This window comes from Streptomyces sp. NPDC107522 (assembly GCF_055657525.1).
Genome location: NZ_JBVKAU010000018.1, coordinates 17537 through 34722, shown reverse-complemented (window position 1 = coordinate 34722; position 17186 = coordinate 17537). Strand labels below are relative to the sequence as shown.

Annotated in this window: 15 protein-coding genes; 3 read left to right on the top strand and 12 right to left on the bottom strand. The window is 69.7% G+C overall.

Features of this window, described 5'->3' with window-relative positions:
- The first annotated feature begins 118 nt into the window (after positions 1-118).
- Positions 119-1297, top strand: a complete 1179-nt coding sequence (locus tag ACZ7L6_RS36250; RefSeq protein ID WP_471931740.1) for a glycosyltransferase — start codon at positions 119-121, stop codon at positions 1295-1297.
- Positions 1298-1481: 184 nt separating this feature from the next.
- Positions 1482-3680 (top strand): RNA polymerase recycling motor ATPase HelR, encoded by a 2199-nt coding sequence (helR, locus tag ACZ7L6_RS36245; RefSeq protein WP_471931738.1) that lies wholly within the window; start codon positions 1482-1484, stop codon positions 3678-3680.
- A gap of 105 nt (positions 3681-3785) precedes the next feature.
- Here the strand turns inward: helR and ACZ7L6_RS36240 are convergent, their stop codons facing one another.
- From ACZ7L6_RS36240 to ACZ7L6_RS36190, 11 genes are all read right to left on the bottom strand, one after another.
- The gene (locus ACZ7L6_RS36240; protein ID WP_471931507.1) at positions 3786-6638 is read right to left on the bottom strand and encodes a DEAD/DEAH box helicase; all 2853 of its coding nucleotides are present in this window, start codon (positions 6636-6638) and stop codon (positions 3786-3788) included.
- Positions 6639-6753: 115 nt separating this feature from the next.
- The gene (gene tatC / locus ACZ7L6_RS36235) at positions 6754-7683 is read right to left on the bottom strand and encodes a twin-arginine translocase subunit TatC (protein WP_471931505.1); all 930 of its coding nucleotides are present in this window, start codon (positions 7681-7683) and stop codon (positions 6754-6756) included.
- Positions 7684-7730: 47 nt separating this feature from the next.
- Positions 7731-8015 (bottom strand): Sec-independent protein translocase subunit TatA, encoded by a 285-nt coding sequence (gene tatA / locus ACZ7L6_RS36230; RefSeq protein WP_471931503.1) that lies wholly within the window; start codon positions 8013-8015, stop codon positions 7731-7733.
- Positions 8016-8272: 257 nt separating this feature from the next.
- Entirely contained in the window at positions 8273-8467 is a 195-nt protein-coding gene (locus tag ACZ7L6_RS36225) for a hypothetical protein (RefSeq protein ID WP_433037990.1), read from the bottom strand.
- A 19-nt stretch (positions 8468-8486) separates the two neighbouring features.
- The gene (locus ACZ7L6_RS36220; protein ID WP_471931501.1) at positions 8487-8780 is read right to left on the bottom strand and encodes a hypothetical protein; all 294 of its coding nucleotides are present in this window, start codon (positions 8778-8780) and stop codon (positions 8487-8489) included.
- A gap of 82 nt (positions 8781-8862) precedes the next feature.
- On the bottom strand, positions 8863-9891 hold the full coding sequence (locus tag ACZ7L6_RS36215) for a helix-turn-helix transcriptional regulator (protein WP_471931499.1): 1029 nt from the start codon (positions 9889-9891) through the stop codon (positions 8863-8865).
- Positions 9892-9910: 19 nt separating this feature from the next.
- Positions 9911-10864 (bottom strand): helix-turn-helix transcriptional regulator, encoded by a 954-nt coding sequence (locus ACZ7L6_RS36210; protein WP_471931497.1) that lies wholly within the window; start codon positions 10862-10864, stop codon positions 9911-9913.
- A 166-nt stretch (positions 10865-11030) separates the two neighbouring features.
- The gene (locus ACZ7L6_RS36205; protein ID WP_031486671.1) at positions 11031-11402 is read right to left on the bottom strand and encodes an FKBP-type peptidyl-prolyl cis-trans isomerase; all 372 of its coding nucleotides are present in this window, start codon (positions 11400-11402) and stop codon (positions 11031-11033) included.
- 61 nt (positions 11403-11463) lie between these two features.
- Positions 11464-12408: an FKBP-type peptidyl-prolyl cis-trans isomerase gene (locus ACZ7L6_RS36200; protein ID WP_471931495.1), complete on the bottom strand. Its 945-nt coding sequence runs from the start codon at positions 12406-12408 to the stop codon at positions 11464-11466.
- A gap of 110 nt (positions 12409-12518) precedes the next feature.
- Entirely contained in the window at positions 12519-13880 is a 1362-nt protein-coding gene (pafA, locus tag ACZ7L6_RS36195; RefSeq protein WP_009297738.1) for a Pup--protein ligase, read from the bottom strand.
- A 9-nt stretch (positions 13881-13889) separates the two neighbouring features.
- Complete coding sequence (locus ACZ7L6_RS36190) at positions 13890-15149, bottom strand: MFS transporter (protein ID WP_471931492.1); 1260 nt, start codon at positions 15147-15149, stop codon at positions 13890-13892.
- Between the two features lie 160 nt (positions 15150-15309).
- Between ACZ7L6_RS36190 and ACZ7L6_RS36185 the strand changes: the two genes are divergently transcribed.
- Positions 15310-16326, top strand: a complete 1017-nt coding sequence (locus tag ACZ7L6_RS36185; protein ID WP_471931490.1) for a LacI family DNA-binding transcriptional regulator — start codon at positions 15310-15312, stop codon at positions 16324-16326.
- A 76-nt stretch (positions 16327-16402) separates the two neighbouring features.
- Here the strand turns inward: ACZ7L6_RS36185 and prcA are convergent, their stop codons facing one another.
- Positions 16403-17173 (bottom strand): proteasome subunit alpha, encoded by a 771-nt coding sequence (gene prcA / locus ACZ7L6_RS36180; RefSeq protein WP_471931488.1) that lies wholly within the window; start codon positions 17171-17173, stop codon positions 16403-16405.
- Positions 17174-17186: the final 13 nt, after the last annotated feature.

Genomic DNA, 17186 nt, shown 5'->3' with positions numbered 1-17186 from the left:
CAAGGCCCCCGTCGTACCGCAGAATCGTCGGCCTGGGCCAGGACCTGCGGAAAAATGGGGGATTCACAAAGTGCGTGTGCTGTTGTTGACGTATGGGTCACGCGGGGACGTCGAGCCGATGCTGGGACTCGCGGTGCAGTTGCGCGCGCTCGGCGCGGACGTGCTGATGTGCGCGCCGCCGGACTTCGCGGAGCTGCTGGAAGGTTTCGGCGTGCCACTGGTGCCGATCGGCTGGCAGGTGCGCGCGCTGACGAAGGGCGCGGTGACCGGGACGGCGCCGATGCCGGCGAAGACCCTGCCCGAGCGCGCGGCCCAATTGGCCGCGTCGACGTACGACGCGGTCGCCCCGGCGGCCGAGGGCTGTGATGTGCTGGTGGCGACGGGCTTGCCGGCGGCCGCGGCCGCCGGGCGGGCGGTGGCCGAGAAGGCGGGCATCCCGTATGTGTTCGTGTCCTACTTCCCGTCCTTCCTGCCGTCGCCGCACCACCCGCCGCTCGAGTGGCCCGGACGGCCGCTCCCGCCCGGCGTGACCGACAACCGGGTGCTGTGGGACCTGAACACCGAGAGCCTGAACGCACTGTTCGGCGACGCGGTCAACAACCACCGGGCCTCGATCGGCCTGCCTCCGGTGGACAACGTCCGCGACCATGTCCTGACCGACCGGCCGTTGCTTGCGGCGGACCCGACCCTGGCCCCGTGGCTGGAGCCGGCGGATCTCGACGTGGTGCAGACCGGCGCCTGGATCCGGCCGGACGAACGGCCGCTCCCGGCGGACCTGGAGGCGTTCCTGGAGGCGGGCGCACCACCGGTGTACGTGGGCTTCGGCAGCATCCCCGTGCGCGACGCGGAGGACGTCTCCCGGGCTGCCATCGAGGCGGTCCGGGCGCAGGGCCGTCGCGTGCTCGTCGGGCGTGGCTGGGCCGACCTGACCCTGATCGACGACCAGGACGACTGCTTCGCCGTCGGCGAGGTCAACCAGCAGGCGCTGTTCGGCCGGGTGGCCGCCGTAGTGCACCACGGCGGGGCGGGCACGACGACGACGGCGGCCCGGGCCGGTGCGCCCCAGGTGGTGGTGCCCCAGCTGGCGGACCAGCCGTACTGGGCCGGCCGCGTGGCCGAGCTGGGCATCGGCGCGGCACACGACGGCCCGACCCCGACCTTCGAGTCCTTGTCGGCCGCGCTCAAGACGGCCCTGACTGCCGAGACCCGCGCTCGGGCGGCCGCCGTGGCCGACCGGATCCGCACGGACGGGGCGGCGGTGGCCGCGAAGCTGCTGATCGAAGAGTTCGGCCGATAAGGCCACCCGCTCCCGCGCGAACCAGGCGGGACCGTCGAGCCGGAACCCAGGACACAGGACACAGGAGAACCCACAAGGTTCGTCACACCTGCCCAGACGCCTTGCCACGCGCAACGGTCGCAAGCGACCTCTCATCGGAGCTGATGCAGTGACCCCCCTGACCAACCCCTTGACCAACCCCGTAATCCACCCCGTGACCACCAGCGCGTTCGAGCTTCCCGACCGCCTCTCCGCCAAGGCCGACCCGGCGCTGATCGCCGCCGACGAGCGGCACTTCACGGCCCTCGCGCAGTGCCTGGAGCACTCGATCGCCGAGGTCTCCGCCAGTCTCGACGCCGCCCGCAAAGCGCCCGGCGGCCTGGGCCGGCACGCCATGGACCGGGACGCGGAGATCCACCGGCTCACCGCTCGCCTGCGCACTCTGCGCCGCTTCGGCCTGGACCTGTGCCTCGGCCGCATGGTGAGCACGGACGGCCCCGAGCCCGTGTACGTCGGACGACTCGGCCTCACCGACAGCGAGGGCCGTCGGCTGCTGGTCGACTGGCGCTCCCCTGCGGCCGAGCCGTTCTTCGGAGCCACCCACGCCAACCCGATGGGGCTGGCGAGCCGCCGCAGGTACCGCTGGACGGGCGGTCGGATCAGCGACTACTGGGACGAGGTGTTCACCCCGGACGGGCTCGAACGGCACGCCGCGCTCGACGACCAGTCCGCCTTCATCGCCGGCCTGGGCAGCGACCGTTCGTCCCGCATGCGGGACGTGCTCGGCACCATCCAGGCCGACCAGGACGCCATCATCCGCGCGGGCTCCCGCGGCGCGCTCGTCGTCGACGGCGGCCCTGGCACGGGCAAGACGGTCGTCGCCCTGCACCGCTCCGCGTATCTGCTCCATTCCGACCCGCGCCTCGGCCACCGTCGGGGCGGCATGCTGTTCGTCGGCCCGCACCGGCCCTACCTGGCCTACGTCTCCGACGTCCTGCCCAGCCTCGGGGAGGAGGGCGTGCAGACCTGCATCCTGCGGGACCTCGTCGCCGAGGGAGCCGCGGCGGGGATCGAGGCCGACCCGGAGGTGGCCCGCCTGAAGTCGTCCGCGGACCTGGTGAAGGCGATCGAGACGGCCGTCAGGTTCTACGAGGAGCCGCCCGCCAAGGGGATGACGGTCACGACCCCCTGGTCCGACATCCGGCTGAGCGCCGACGACTGGGCCACGGCGTTCGAGGCGGCGGAACCCGGAACGCCGCACAACGAGGCCCGCGACCAGGTCTGGGAGGAGCTGCTGACGATCCTGGTGGACAAGCACGACTCCGAGGCCTCGGCGCAGGACGACGGCGACGTCTCGGCCGACGTGCTCCGCAGGTCGCTGAGGCAGAACAGGGAACTGCTCACGGCCTTCAACCGCGCCTGGCCACTGCTCGAGGCGGCCGACCTCGTCGGTGACCTGTGGTCGGTACCGGCGTATCTGCGGATGTGCGCGCCCTGGCTGGACCGCGACGACGTTCACAGGCTCCAGCGGGCGGAGCCCCAGGCCTGGACGGTGTCCGACCTGCCGCTCCTGGACGCGGCACGGCAGCGGCTCGGCGACCCGGAGGTGGCCAGGCGAAAGCGCCGGCAGGAGGCCGTCCTCGCCGCGCAGCGCGAGCGCATGGCGCAGGTCGTCGACAACCTGATCGAGGCCGCATCCGACTCGGGCGCCGACGGTGACGACGGCGAAGGCCTGGTGAGGATGCTGCGGGGCCAGGACGCCCAGGTCAGCCTGACCGACGAGTCCGAACTGACCACCGCCGACCCGGACCTCCTCGCCGGCCCGTTCGCTCACATCGTCGTGGACGAGGCCCAGGAACTCACCGACGCCGAGTGGCAGATGCTGCTGCTGCGCTGCCCGTCCCGGAGCTTCACCATCGTCGGCGACCGCGCCCAGGCCAGGCACGGCTTCACGGAGTCCTGGCAGGAACGCCTGAAGCGGATCGGCCTCGACCGGATCAGCCTGGCCTCCCTGACCATCAACTACCGCACGCCGGAAGAGATCATGACGGAGGCGGAGCCGGTCATCCGGGCCGCGCTTCCCGACGCCAACGTGCCGACGTCGATCCGCAGCGGCGGGCTCCCCGTGGTCCACGGATCGGTTGCGGACCTGGAGTCGATCCTCGACACGTGGCTGGCCGCGCACGCCGAGGGGATCGCCTGCGTCATCGGCGACCCCACGTACCGTCCGACGACGCCCCGCGTCCGGTCACTGACCCCGGAGCTGTCGAAGGGCCTGGAGTTCGACTTGGTCGTCCTCATCGACCCGGAGCAGCTCGGCGAGGGCATCGAAGGAGCGGTCGACCGCTACGTGGCGATGACGCGAGCGACCCAGCAGCTACTGATTCTCACCAGCGCTTCTTGATCGGGGTCGGGGGCACGTCCCTAGGGGCGCGGGGCTGTATCGATTTGCGGCTCCGCCGCGTGGGCGCGACCAGCCACGACGAACCCCGCACCCGCCCTCAAACAATCACCCCACCGACGAGTAGGCGACAACCCCCCGCAGCAGCCCGTCAACAGCCTTCCGCGCATTCTTGGCCACAGTCGACCCCTCCACAGGAGAAGCCGCCGAAATCTGCCCGAGCACGTCAATCACCTGCTTGCACCACCGCACGAAGTCCCCCGCCGGCATCTCCGCCTCACGCAACACCTCGTCGAGCCCCTTACCGCTGGCCCACATATAGGCGGCCCAGGCAAACCCGAGATCCGGCTCACGCTGCCCGACCCCCTCGGTCTGCGTGATCCGGAACTCCTCCTCAAGGGCATCCAGCCGCCCCCAGATCCGCACCATCTCACCCAGCGCGGCCTTGGCCTTGCCCGACGGCAGCTTCGGCGCCATCGCATCGTCCCCGACCCGCGCCTCGTACACCAACGCCGAGACACACGCGGCCAGTTCGGCAGGCGCGAGCCCTTCCCAGACCCGCTCCCGCAGGCATTCGCTCGCCAGCAGATCCAGCTCACCGTACAACCGGGCGAGCCGCTTGCCGTGCTCGGTCACCTCGTCGCCGCGCAGATAGTCCAGCTCGGTCAACAGCGCCACAATGCGGTCAAACGTACGGGCGATCGTGTTCGTACGCCCTTCGATACGGCGCTCCAGCTGCGAGGTGTCCCGCAGCAGCCGGTGGTAGCGCTCGGCCCAGCGGGCGTGGTCCTCACGGTCGTTGCACCCATGGCAGGGGTGTGCGCGCAGGGCCTTGCGCAGCCGTTCGATCTCCCGGTCGTCGGCCGCCTGGGAGCGCCGCTTGCGCTGCCGCTCGGGCGGAATGTGCCCGGCCTTGGTGCGCAGCGCGGAGGCGAGGTCCCGACGGGACTGCGGGGAGCGGGGGTTGAAGGACTTCGGGATCCGCATCCGCTCCAACGCCTCGACGGGCACCGGGAAGTCGATGGACGCCAGCCGCTTGACCTGCCGCTCGGCGGTCAGGACCAGCGGACGCGGGCCGTCGTGGTGCTCGAAGCCGCGATGGCCGTTGGACCGCCCGGCAGGCAGCCCCGGGTCAAGGACCAGTGCGAGACCGGCGTACTTGCCCGTCGGCACATGGATGACGTCACCCGGCTTGAGCCTCTCGAGCGCGACGGCGGCCTCCGCGCGCCGCTGTGCCGCCCCCTGCCGGGCCAACTCGTTCTCGCGGTCCTTGAGTTCGCGGCGCAGGCGCGCGTACTCCTCGAAGTCCCCGAGGTGGCAGGTCATGGACTCCTTGTAACCGGCCAGCCCCTCCTCGTTGCGCTGCACCTGACGCGAGATCCCGACGACCGACTTGTCGGCCTGGAACTGCGCGAAGGACGTCTCAAGGAGTTCGCGCGAGCGGTGCCGGCCGAACTGTTCGACGAGGTTGACCGCCATGTTGTACGACGGCTTGAAGCTGGAGCGCAGCGGATAGGTGCGTGTGCCCGCGAGCCCGGCCAGGTGCTCGGGGCTCATCCCGCGCTGCCACAGCACCACCGCGTGGCCCTCGACGTCGATGCCGCGCCGCCCCGCACGACCGGTCAGCTGGGTGTACTCGCCGGGCGTGATGTCGGCGTGCTGCTCGCCGTTCCACTTGACGAGCTTCTCCAACACCACCGATCGGGCGGGCATGTTGATGCCCAGCGCCAGGGTCTCCGTGGCGAACACGGCCTTCACCAGGCCGCGGACGAACAGCTCCTCGACGACCTCCTTGAAGGTCGGCAGCATGCCCGCGTGGTGGGCGGCTATGCCGCGCTCCAGGCCTTCCAACCACTCGTAGTAGCCGAGGACATGGAGGTCCTCGGTCGGGATGGAGGCGGTGCGCTCCTCGACGAGGGCGCGTACCTGTTCCCGCGCCTCCTCGTCGTTCAGCCGCAGACCCGCGTACAGGCACTGCTGGACGGCGGCCTCACAGGCGGCGCGGCTGAAGATGAAGGTGATGGCGGGCAGCAGCCCTTCGGCGTCGAGCCGTTCGATGACTTCGGGACGCCCGGGCGTCCACACGCGGGAGCGCTGTCTGCGCTCGCGCTCCCGGTCGGCCTCGCGCATGGCGCGTCCGCGTCTGCGGTCCTGGTACGACGGCCGGGTCGCCTCCATGCGGGCCAGCCGCGTGAGGTCGGGGTTGACGGCCTTCTTGTGGCCCTCGCCCTCCTCGAACAGGTCGTACATCCGGCGCCCGGCGAGCACATGCTGGAACAGCGGTACGGGCCGGTGCTCGGAGACGATCACCTCGGTGTCGCCGCGGACGGTGTCGAGCCAGTCGCCGAACTCCTCGGCGTTCGACACGGTCGCCGACAGTGACACCAGCGTCACCGACTCGGGAAGGTGAATGATCACCTCTTCCCAAACGGCCCCGCGGAAGCGGTCGGAGAGGTAGTGCACCTCGTCCATGACCACGTAGCCCAGGCCGAGGAGGGTCTGCGACCCCGCGTACAGCATGTTCCGCAGCACCTCGGTGGTCATCACGACCACGGCGGCGTCGGGGTTGATGCTGTTGTCGCCGGTGAGGAGTCCGACCATGCCGTCCCCGTAACGGCGGCAAAGGTCGGAGTACTTCTGGTTCGACAGCGCCTTGATGGGTGTCGTGTAGAAGCACTTCCTGCCCTGCATCAGGGCGAGGTGGACGGCGAACTCGCCGACGATCGTCTTGCCGGAGCCGGTGGGCGCGGCCACCAGCACGCCCTTCCCCGCCTCGAGCGCCTGGCAGGCCTCGATCTGGAAGGGGTCGAGGCCGAAGTCGTACATCTCGCGGAAGGAGGCGAGCGCGGTGGCCTGCTCGACAGCGCGCTTGCGCGCTGCCGCATACCGCTCGGCCGGAGAGAGGTCCTCTGTCATCGTGCTTTCGAGCGTACCGGGCCCCACTGACAACAGGACGATCATTATCCGGATCCGGGCTCCGCAAACCCGCGATCCCCGCAGCTCACGGCCGCGAAGCGGAAGCGGCCGGGTACGCCCCGTAGGCGCCCCGGCCGCACAGTTGCGACAACCGCCGCTGTCAGGTCACGTCGTCGTAGCCGTTGACCCGCTCGCGGCTCGCCTGCTCGGGCAGTGCCCGGTTCGCGGAGACGGTCTCGACCTCGCCGATGTCCTCGGGGGTCAGGTCGAGGTCGGAGGCCTCGTCGTCGTCCAGGTCCGCGTCGGGGTTGTTGCGGCGGCGCCGTCGGTCGTTCAGCAGGGAGATGCCGACCGCGATGAAGTACAGGACCACGATCGGCCCGGCCAGGGCCATCATGCCGACGGGGTCGGTGGTCGGAGTCGCCACGGCACCGAAGATGAAGACGCCCATCACGACGGCTCGCCACCAGCCGAGCATCCGGCGCCCCGTCACCACGCCGGTCATGTTCAGCATGACCAGCAGCAGGGGGAGCTCGAAGGCGGCGCCGAAGACCAGGACCATCCGGACGCTGAAGTCGAGGATCTTGTCCATCGGCAGGATGTTCGCCGACCCGTCGGGCGTGATGCCCAGCAGGACCTTCATGCTGATCGGCATGATCGTGTAGGCGAGCCAGGCGCCGCCCAGGAACAGCGGAACGGCGGCCGCGACGAAGGCGTACGTGTACTTGCGCTCGTGCTTGTGCAGTCCCGGCGCCACGAACGCCCACAGCTGGTACAGCCAGATCGGGCTCGACAGGACGATGCCCGCCATGAGGCTGACCTTCACGGTGGTCGTGAAGGGAGAAAGGAGGTCGGTGTACGCGACGACCGCGCAGGCACCTCCCGTGGTCTCGCCCAGCCCCTTCGTGCAGCGAGGCACGGGATCGGAGAGGAACTCCATGAGTTCCTGGTTGTAGAAGGCGGCCACGATGGTGACGACCGTGATCGCCAGCATGCCCTTCGCGAGCCGGTTGCGGAGCTCACGGAGGTGCTCCCCGAGAGGCATCCGCCCCTCGGGATCCTTCTCCTTCTTGCGGGCAGACTTCAGCAACCCACGTTCCCATCTCGTGCGGCGGGCCGGAGGTCACCGGCCCTGCGTCAGCGCTTGCTCGTGTCCGTCGGCTCGTTGACCGGGCGCGAGCTGGTCACGTCGCCCGGGGCGGCCTGGATGATGCGCTGAGCCGGGGGCTGCTGGTCGCTGTTGTTCGGCGGGTCGGCCGGAGCGGCGGACTTGTCGTCCTCCTTCATCGCCTTGGCCTCGCTCTTGAGGATGCGCGCCGACTTGCCGAGGGAGCGGGCCATGTCCGGGAGCTTCTTGGCACCGAACAGCAGGATGATGACGACGAGGATCAGGATGATCTCGGTGGGGCCGAGCCTACCCATAGCTTTTACCTTCTTCACCGAGGCGACATGGTCCGAATACCCGGCAGGTCGGACATTCGTCCGACCACCGTGCTGCCAGGGATCGTAACGCTCAGGGGTGAACGCAGGACAATCCCTGTGCATACTCCCAGTCCGCGGGCCCGCGCCTCGCTCTCGGGGCCGCAGTTCGCAGCGTACCTGGCAGGAGCGGCAAGTTGACAGGGCGAAGTGGCCCAAAACGTACGCGACGCAGGACTCACACCGAATCCTTGAGCGCCCTAAAGCGAGTCCACAGCCCGGGCCGCGCTCACGGTAGCCCGCTCCAGGTCCTCGGCCGCTCTGCTGATGCGCCGCGCGGAGTCCGAGACCTGCCGGCCGAGGCGCTGTGCCTCCAGGAAGACCCGCACGGCGAGTACGCCGAGGACGGCGAGACCCACGAAACCCACAGCTACCGCGAACATCGGCCAGAACATGACGTGAGCCTAGACCGTCCTAGAGCGCGGAGTGCAGCCGCAGGGTGCTGACTCCGCCGCCCGTCAGCAGTTCGACGATCCGCTCCCCTGCCGGCTTGCGCACGGAGGCGCCGCACTCGGGGCAGGTGAAGGAGTAGAAGGTGGTCCGGCTGGTCGCGCCGATGGCGAGGCGCAGGGCGCTCGCGGTGAGTTCGAACCGGGCCCGGCAGTCCGGGCAGCCGGCCTTGAATATCACCGGGGCCACGCTTCTCATCCCGGCGAACGCGGACGCCACCGTCATTCCCACCGCACCGGACGTCACCGACTCGCTCAAAGCCCCTGCTCCCGCCTGTCGCCCTGGTCGGCCAACTGGCCTGCCGAACTGTCTGCCCTACTGGCCTGCCGAACTGCCTGTCCTACTGTCCGTCGTGAACCGGATGCGCCCTGTGGGCGCCCTGCGCCTCTATCCCGTCGTACGCCGCCAGCGCCTCGCGGGCCGCCTGCCGGGCGCTCGCCGCCAGCTCGGGCGGGGACACGATGCGGCCGTCGGGGCCGAGCCGCAGGGCCAGGCGGCGCAGCGACGCCGGGTCGGGGGTGCGAAGAGTGATACGCAGCCCGCCGTCCGGAAGCTCATCCGCGCTGTCGTGCGGGTAGTACTCGGCGACCCAGCGCCCGCCCGGACCGACCTCGACGACGACCTCCGGATCCTCAGCGGCGGGCTGCACCAGCCCCTCCGACAGGTCCCGAAGTTCGATCTCGGGCGGCGCCGACGGCTCGTCCAGGATCTTGATCTCGGCGACCCGGTCCAGCCGGAACGTGCGGCGCGCCTCGGAGCGGCGGCACCAGGCCTCGACGTAGGTGTGGCCGACGCTGACCAGGCGGATGGGGTCGATCTCGCGCTCGGTGACCTCGTCGCGGGCCGGCGAGTAGTAGCGGATCCACAGGCGGCGCCGCTCGGAGATCGCACGGTCGACGTCCGCGAAGACGCCGCCCTCCGACTCGAAGGTCACCGACAGCCGGGAACTGGCGCCGGCCGCCTCCCCCGCCGCGGTCTCCACCTTGGCGGTCGCCCGCAGCAGCGCCTGCCGGTCGCCCTCGCGCAGCCCGGGCAGCGTGGCCACGGCCCGGGCGGCCACCAGCAGCGCGGTCGCCTCGTCGGCGGCGAGCCGTAGCGGTTCGGCTGCTTCCGCCCCGAGTGCGGCGGGGTTGTGCCACCAGATGCGCTCGCCGTCGGTGTCGATGTCGAGCAGGTCGCCGCCGCGGAAGCTGGTGCCGCACATGGGCAGCACATCCAGGTCGGAGACCAGCTCGTCCTCGGAGATGCCGAACGCGCGCGCCACGTCCTCGATCCGCGCACCAGGGCGCTCCCTGAGATACGTCACCAGGGAGAGCATCCGCCGGGTCTGGTCGATGGCGTTGACGGGCCTGACCGGTTTGCCTGCCACTGTCTCGCTCCGCTCCCCTTCAGCCCTTGGCCACGGCACGCAGCCGGTCCACCACGTCGGCCCGCAGCTCCGCGGGCTCCAGGACCACCACGTCCGGCCCGAACTCCACCAGCCAGGCGTCCAGCCCGTGGCCGTACGGAATCTCCAACTCGTCCCAGCCGTCCCCGAGTTCCCGCACCGACGTGGCCTTCGCCCGAAGGGGGTACCCGGCGCCCGTACGCAGCCGGATCAGCGCCGAACGGTCGGCCGTCTCCCCCGCCCAACTCGCCACGGTCTCCCGGACCGTGACCACATCGGGGACCGGGGCCGTGAAGCGGGTGCCGCGCGAGCGCACCTTCCCGGTGATCCGGGAGAGCCGGAAGACCCGCTCGGCGCCACGGTCCCGGTCCCAGCCCGCCAGATACCAGTGGCCGCGCCAGCACTCCAGCGCCCACGGCTCGACATGCCGGGTTTCGGGGCGGGCGGCGGTGGCCTTGCGGTAGTCGAAGACGACGGGGCGGCGGTCGCGGCAGGCCAGCATCAGCGGCTCGAACGCGGCCTCGTGCACGGGGATACGCGGCTCCAGGGCGCCGTGCGCCTCGTACGGGTCGACATCCTCCGGCAGCCCGGCCGCGCGCAGCTTCTGCAGGGCGCCGCTGGCCGCGCCCGCGAGCCGGGCCTGCTGCCACACCTTGGCGGCCAGGCCCAGGGCGGCGGCCTCCTCGGCGTCCAGGGTGATGGGCGGCAGGCGGTTGCTGTCGCGGCGGGCGAGATAGCCGACCTCCCCGTCGAGGTTCTCGACGGTCTCGATGACCAGGCCGAGCTCGCGCAGATCGTCCTTGTCCCGCTCGAACATCCGGTTGAAGGAGTCGTCCGAGCCCGCTTCCAGGTAGGCCTCGATGGACTCACGCAGCTCGCGCTTGCTCAGCGGCCGCCGCGTCCCGAGCAGACACAGCGCCAGGTTCATGAGCCGCTCGGCCTTGGCAATGGCCATCGACGCCCTTCGCCTTCCCTATGGTGCTTACGGACGATGACCGTACCGCCCCGAAGTGGCGTGGCAAAAGCCGAGGGCCCATGCCCGGGCAGGCATGGGCCCCAGGTAGTCGGGTCCGGTCGTACGCCGATCAGTCGCGACGTCCTGAACCGATCCGACGCGACGGTCAGACGCCGAGCAGGTCGACCACGAAGATCAGCGTCTCGCCGGGCTTGATCGCCGGGGTCGGGCTCTGGTTGCCGTAGGCGAGGTGGGCCGGGATGGTCAGCTGGCGGCGGCCACCGACCTTCATGCCCTGCACGCCCTGGTCCCAGCCCTTGATGACACGACCGGCACCCAGCGGGAAGCGGAACGGCGTACCGCGGTTCCAGCTGGCGTCGAACTCCTCACCCGTGCTGAAAGCGACACCCACGTAGTGGACGGTGACGGTCTGGCCCGCCTGCGCCACCGCGCCGTCGCCCTCCCAGATGTCCTTGATCTCGAGGTCCGCCGGGGGCTCGCCGCCCGGGAAGTCGATCTCGGGCTTGTCGATGCTCACTGCAGTGACTCCTATTGGTACGTGTGTCATGCGCGATGACTGATGGGCAACCTGCCCAGTCTTACATCACGGCCAGGATGTCGACGGCGAAGACCAGCGTGGAGTTCTTCGGGACACCCTGCTGCTCCTGGTCACCGAAGGCCTGGTCGGGCGGCAGGACGAGCAGCACCCGGCTGCCGGCCTTCTTGCCCACGAGACCGTTCTTCAGCCCCTTGATCGCCAACTGGTCCAGCGGAAACGTCGCGGTCTTCCCCGCGTCGTACGTGCTGTCGAACTGCTTGCCGCCCTCCCACAGCAGGGCGACATAGTTCACGACCACCGTGTCCGTGCCCTTGACGGCGGCGCCGTCGCTCTCCAACACGTAGTTGGAGACGAGCTTCTTCGGCGGGTCACTGTCCTTCGGCATCGTCACCTTCGGCGCCTTGCCGTCGGTGTTCGTGCCGACCTTCGGCAGGTCGATGTCGTCCTGCGCGACCTCCTTGCCCTTCGCCGACGCAGGAATGGTCGTGCCCTTCACAATGTCCACGACGAACACCAGCGTGGCGTTGGCCTTGATGTCACCCTGACCCTGCGCCCCGTACCCCAGGTCCGGGGGGATCACCAGCTCCACCCGGCTGCCGACCTTCTGGCCCTCGAGGCCCTGATCCCAGCCCTTGATGACGCCGCCCGCACCGATGGTGAGCGAGAACGGCTGGCCGCGGTCGAAGCTGTTGTCGAACGGCTTCGACTCGTCGTACTCCTGACCGAGGTAGTTCACCTCGGCGGCATCGCCCTTCTTGAGCTTCGCGCCGTCCCCCTCCTTGATGACCTCGACCTTCAGCTCCTTCGGCGGATCACCCTCCCCCTCGGCCAAAGTCGGCTTCTGCCCGAACTCGGCACCCTTGGTGATCGCGGGCACTCCGTTCTTGGTGGAGCTGGAGTCGGAGCCATTGTCGTCGTCGCTGCCGCAGGCCGCCGCGGAGAGCAGCAGCAGCGGCACGACGAGAAGGCCGGCAATTCGGCGCACGTGTTCCTCAGATCTCAGACGGCACTGTGGTCGCCCGCCACTCTAGGGCGTGCGACGGGCCCCGTACGAGAACGTACGGGGCCCGTGGCCCGTTTTCCTCAATGCCGGGGTCACATTCCCGCGATCAGCTTCTCCACGCGGTCGTCCACCGAACGGAACGGATCCTTGCACAACACCGTGCGCTGAGCCTGGTCGTTGAGCTTGAGATGGACCCAGTCGACGGTGAAGTCCCGGCGCTGTTCCTGGGCCCTGCGAATGAAGTCGCCGCGCAGCCGGGCCCGAGTGGTCTGCGGCGGAACGGACTTGCCCTCGAAGATCTTCAAGTCGTTGCAGATACGCGCGGCTTGACCCTTCTTCTCCAGCAGGTAGTACAGACCACGACGGCGGTGAATGTCGTGATACGCGAGGTCTATCTGCGCGACCCGCGGATGCGACATGGTCATGTTGTGCTTGGCCCGGTACCGCTCGATGAGCTTGTACTTCATCACCCAGTCGATCTCGGTGCCGATCCGGTCGAGATCCTCGGCCTCGATCGCGTCCAGCGTGCGGCCCCACAGCTCCAGGACCTGCTCGACCGTACCCGTGCGAATACCGCGGCGCTCGCAGAAGTCCACGGCCTTCTCGTAGTACTCGCGCTGCACCTCCAGCGCCGAGGCCTCCCGGCCGCTGGCCAGGCGCACCTTGCGCCGGCCCGTGATGTCGTGGCTGACCTCGCGGATCGCCCGGATCGGGTTCTCCAGGGTCAGGTCCCGCATCACCGTGCCCGCCTCGATCATGCGCAGCACCAGGTCGGTGGCGCCGACCTTGAGCAGCATGGTCGTCTCGGACATGTTCGAGTCGCCCACGATGACATGCAGACGCCGGTAGCGCTCGGCATCCGCGTGCGGCTCGTCACGCGTGTTGATGATCGGCCGGGAACGCGTCGTCGCCGAGGAGACGCCCTCCCAGATGTGCTCCGCCCGCTGACTGACGCAGTACACGGCACCGCGCGGCGTCTGCAGGACCTTGCCCGCACCGCACAGCAGCTGGCGCGTGACAAGGAACGGGATGAGGATGTCCGCGAGCCGGGAGAACTCCCCGTGCCGCGCCACCAGATAGTTCTCGTGGCAACCATAGGAGTTGCCCGCCGAGTCGGTGTTGTTCTTGAAGAGGTAGACGTCGCCCGCGATTCCCTCCTCGTGCAGGCGTCGTTCCGCGTCTACCAGGAGTCCTTCCAGAATGCGTTCGCCGGCCTTGTCGTGGGTGACCAGTTCGATCACGTTGTCACATTCGGGTGTCGCGTATTCCGGATGTGACCCCACGTCGAGATAGAGGCGGGCCCCGTTTCGCAGAAAGACATTGCTGCTGCGGCCCCATGACACGACACGGCGGAAGAGGTACCGCGCCACCTCGTCAGGCGACAGGCGGCGCTGTCCCCTGAACGTGCACGTGACGCCGTACTCGTTCTCCAGCCCGAAAATGCGGCGGTCCATGACTGAACATTACGCCCGATCCCCTGAGCTGAAACGGGGTTCGACAGCACGGTTTGGATCATTTTCCGGTGAAGCCGCAACGACCGCACCCCTGGCGGGAGCTGCGAGGACCCGCCCCGTGCCCACCAGGACCAGCAACGACACGGCTCCCGCGGCCCCCGGCACGGCGAACCCCCACACGGCCCCACCCGCCTCGACGACCGGCCCCGCCAGACCCGTTCCGACCGACGCACCCACAGTGAACGTCGTTACAAGCCACGAGAACGCCTCGGTGACCGTCCCGCGCGGCGCATGCCGGTCGACCAACACGAACGCGCAGGCGATGCACGGCGCGAGGAACACACCCGCGAGCACACTCAGCAACGTCATGGCGACCACACCCGGCATCAGCATCAGCGGCAGGTAACACACCGCCAGAAGCGCCACCAGCACACGCAGTCGCCGCGCCGGCTCCCCGCCCCACTGCCGCGCCCCGTACACCGCACCACCCACCAGCGCACCGAGCCCCAGGCCCGCCATCAGCCAGCCGTACACCGCGTCGCCGCCGTTGTCGTCCGCGTAAGACACCGCCGCGACCGCGATGGACCCCATCGCCACACCGACGAACAGGAACGAGCCCAGCAGCGCCAGCAGCCCCGCCGAACGCAGCGCCCCCAGCCAGTGCGCCTCACGCGGCGCCGAACGCCACGCGCGCGAAGGCGGCGACACGACCACCGAGAGCGCGCCCAGCACCCCCACGACGTTCAGGACCAGCAGCGCCGCCTGCGCCGACCACAGCGACGTACACAGCGTCAGCAGCAGCGGTCCGACGGTGAACATCACCTCCTGCGCCACCGCGTCCATGGCATACGCCGTGTGCACCTGGTCCTCCCTGCGCAGGACCGACGACCAGAGCGCCCGCAGACCGCCCTCCAGCGGCGGCGTGAACAGGCCGGAAGCCGCCACGGCCGCATAGGCGAGCGGAAGCGAGCCGGTCCCCACGAAGGCGAAGACACCCATCGCGAGAGCCGACGCGACCGCGGCGGGCAGCTGCACCCGCGGCTGACCGAACAGGTCCACCAGCCGCCCCAGCACCGGCTGACCCACGGCGTTGGCGACCCCGCACACGGCCGCCAGAGCCCCCGCCAGACTGTAGGAGCCGCCCTCCGCGCGCACGAACAGCACGATCGCCAGCGAGGCGACAGCGTTCGGCAGCCGGCCCACGAGCGTGCCGACGAGCAGCCGGGCGGCATGCCTCGCCCTGAGGATCTCCACGTATGCGCCGGTCATCGGCCGCGCCGCCCTCCGCTTAGGTTTTACGTATAACGTCCTCCGTCATACGTACCATGTGCGCTGTTCACGAGTCCAGACAAGCGGACGTGACCCGGAAGACGCGAAGGCCGGAGCGCGCCCGGCGGCGAACAACCCGAGGAAGAGGAGCAGGCGGACAGTGGCACACCACAGCACCCGCCCCACCAGCCGAGACGTCGCCCAGGCAGCAGGCGTCTCCCAGGCCGCGGTCTCCCTCGTCCTCGGCGACAAATGGCGCGGCCGCGTCTCCGAAGCCACAGCGGAACGCGTACGGCAAGCCGCCCGCGAACTCGGCTACCGACCCAACCTCGCCGCCCGCAACCTCCGCCTCGGCCGCACGCGCACCGTCCTCCTCGTCGTCCCGGCCCTGACCACCGAATTCTTCGCCGGCGTCTACACCGGCGCCGCCCGCATCGCCGCCCAGCACGGCTTCGGCGTCGTCCTCTACCCCTCCCCCGAAGGCATCGGCCCCGCCCGCGACCCCTTCGCCTCCGCCCAAGCCGCCCTCGACGGCGTCATCGCCTCCTCCATGGCCGCCGACGCCCTCACCGCCATCCGCGGCGACCAGCTCCCCCTCGTCATGCTCGACAGCGACCCGGACGGCAGCCTCGGCGCCGCGACCGTCAACCTGGACATCACGGACGGTGTCCGGCAAGTCGCCGACCATCTCCTCAGCCTCGGCCACCGCCGCTTCCTGCACCTCGCCGCCGACGTGGCGTCCTGGACCTTCGAAGTACGCGCCCGCGAACTGGACGCACGCATCGGCGAGGTACCCGGCACCTCCCTGCTCACCGTCCGCGCCCCCATCTCCATCGACGGCGCCCTCGCGGCCACCCTGACCGCCCTCTCCGCCAAGGGCCCCCGCCCCACAGCGATCATCTGCGACGACGACAAACTCGCCGCCGGCGCCTACAAAGCCGTACGCCGCCTCGACCTGCGCATCCCCGACGACATCTCCGTCACCGGCCTGGACGACCTCGCCCTCGCCACCGCCATCGACCCCGAACTCACCACCGTCCGCCTCGACGCCGAGCTCTTCGGAGAACGCGGCATGCAAGCCCTCCTGGCCGTCCTGGAAGGCCGCGAACCCGAGGAGGGCGACATCCCCGTCGAACTCGTCGTACGAGGCTCCACAGCGCCGCCCAGCGCCCCGTGACCAGCTCCCGGAACGCCCTGTGCCCCGGCCTGGGAATCGGCCGGGGCACAGTACGGGCGGGTGAGGTTCGGCGGAACTACTCCTCGGAGCCGCCGGACTCCTCGGAGTCCTCCCCGTTGTCGGCGCTCTCGGCCTCCGTGGCCGCACCACCGGCCTCCAGCAGCCGCGCCAGCTGACGGCCCACGATGCGCTTGAACTTGCGCGACTGCGGACGCGTACGGTCCAGCACCGCGACCTCCAGGCGCTCCGCGGGGATATCCCGCTGCGTGCCGTTCGACTCACGGGACAGAGCCTGCACCGCCAGCTTGAGAGCCTCGGCCAGACTCATGCCGTCCTGGTGACGCTGGTCCAGGTAATTACTGATCAGCTCCGCATTACCACCGACCGCGACCGAACCGTGCTCGTCCACGATCGAACCGTCATGCGGCAGCCGATAGATCTGGTCACCCTCAGGCGTCTCACCCACCTCAGCAACGACCAGCTCCACCTCATACGGCTTCTCGGCCGCGGAAGAGAAGATCGTGCCCAGCGTCTGGGCATAGACGTTGGCGAGGCCGCGGGCGGTCACATCATCACGGTCATAGGTGTAACCACGAAGATCGGCATACCGCACACCGCCGATCCGCAGGTTCTCGTACTCGTTGTACTTACCGGCGGCCGCGAAGCCGATCCGGTCATAGATCTCGCTGAACTTGTGCAGCGCACGGGACGGGTTCTCGCCGACGAACACGATGCCGTCGGCATACTGCAGCACGACCAGGCTGCGGCCCCGGGCGATGCCCTTACGTGCGTACTCCGCCCGGTCGGCCATGGCCTGCTGAGGTGAGACATAGAACGGCGTCGACACCGGTTATCCGTCC

Excerpts from the sequence above, each read along its gene's own strand:
- ACZ7L6_RS36225 (WP_433037990.1), bottom strand. The coding sequence starts at position 8,467 with ATGTTCTGGCCGATGTTCGCGGTAGCTGTGGGTTTCGTGGGTCTCGCC.
- pafA (WP_009297738.1), bottom strand. The coding sequence starts at position 13,880 with ATGGACCGCCGCATTTTCGGGCTGGAGAACGAGTACGGCGTCACGTGC.
- ACZ7L6_RS36190 (WP_471931492.1), bottom strand. The coding sequence starts at position 15,149 with ATGACCGGCGCATACGTGGAGATCCTCAGGGCGAGGCATGCCGCCCGG.
- ACZ7L6_RS36210 (WP_471931497.1), bottom strand. The coding sequence starts at position 10,864 with ATGGCCATTGCCAAGGCCGAGCGGCTCATGAACCTGGCGCTGTGTCTG.
- tatA (WP_471931503.1), bottom strand. The coding sequence starts at position 8,015 with ATGGGTAGGCTCGGCCCCACCGAGATCATCCTGATCCTCGTCGTCATC.
- ACZ7L6_RS36240 (WP_471931507.1), bottom strand. The coding sequence starts at position 6,638 with ATGATCGTCCTGTTGTCAGTGGGGCCCGGTACGCTCGAAAGCACGATG.
- ACZ7L6_RS36250 (WP_471931740.1), top strand. The coding sequence starts at position 119 with ATGCTGGGACTCGCGGTGCAGTTGCGCGCGCTCGGCGCGGACGTGCTG.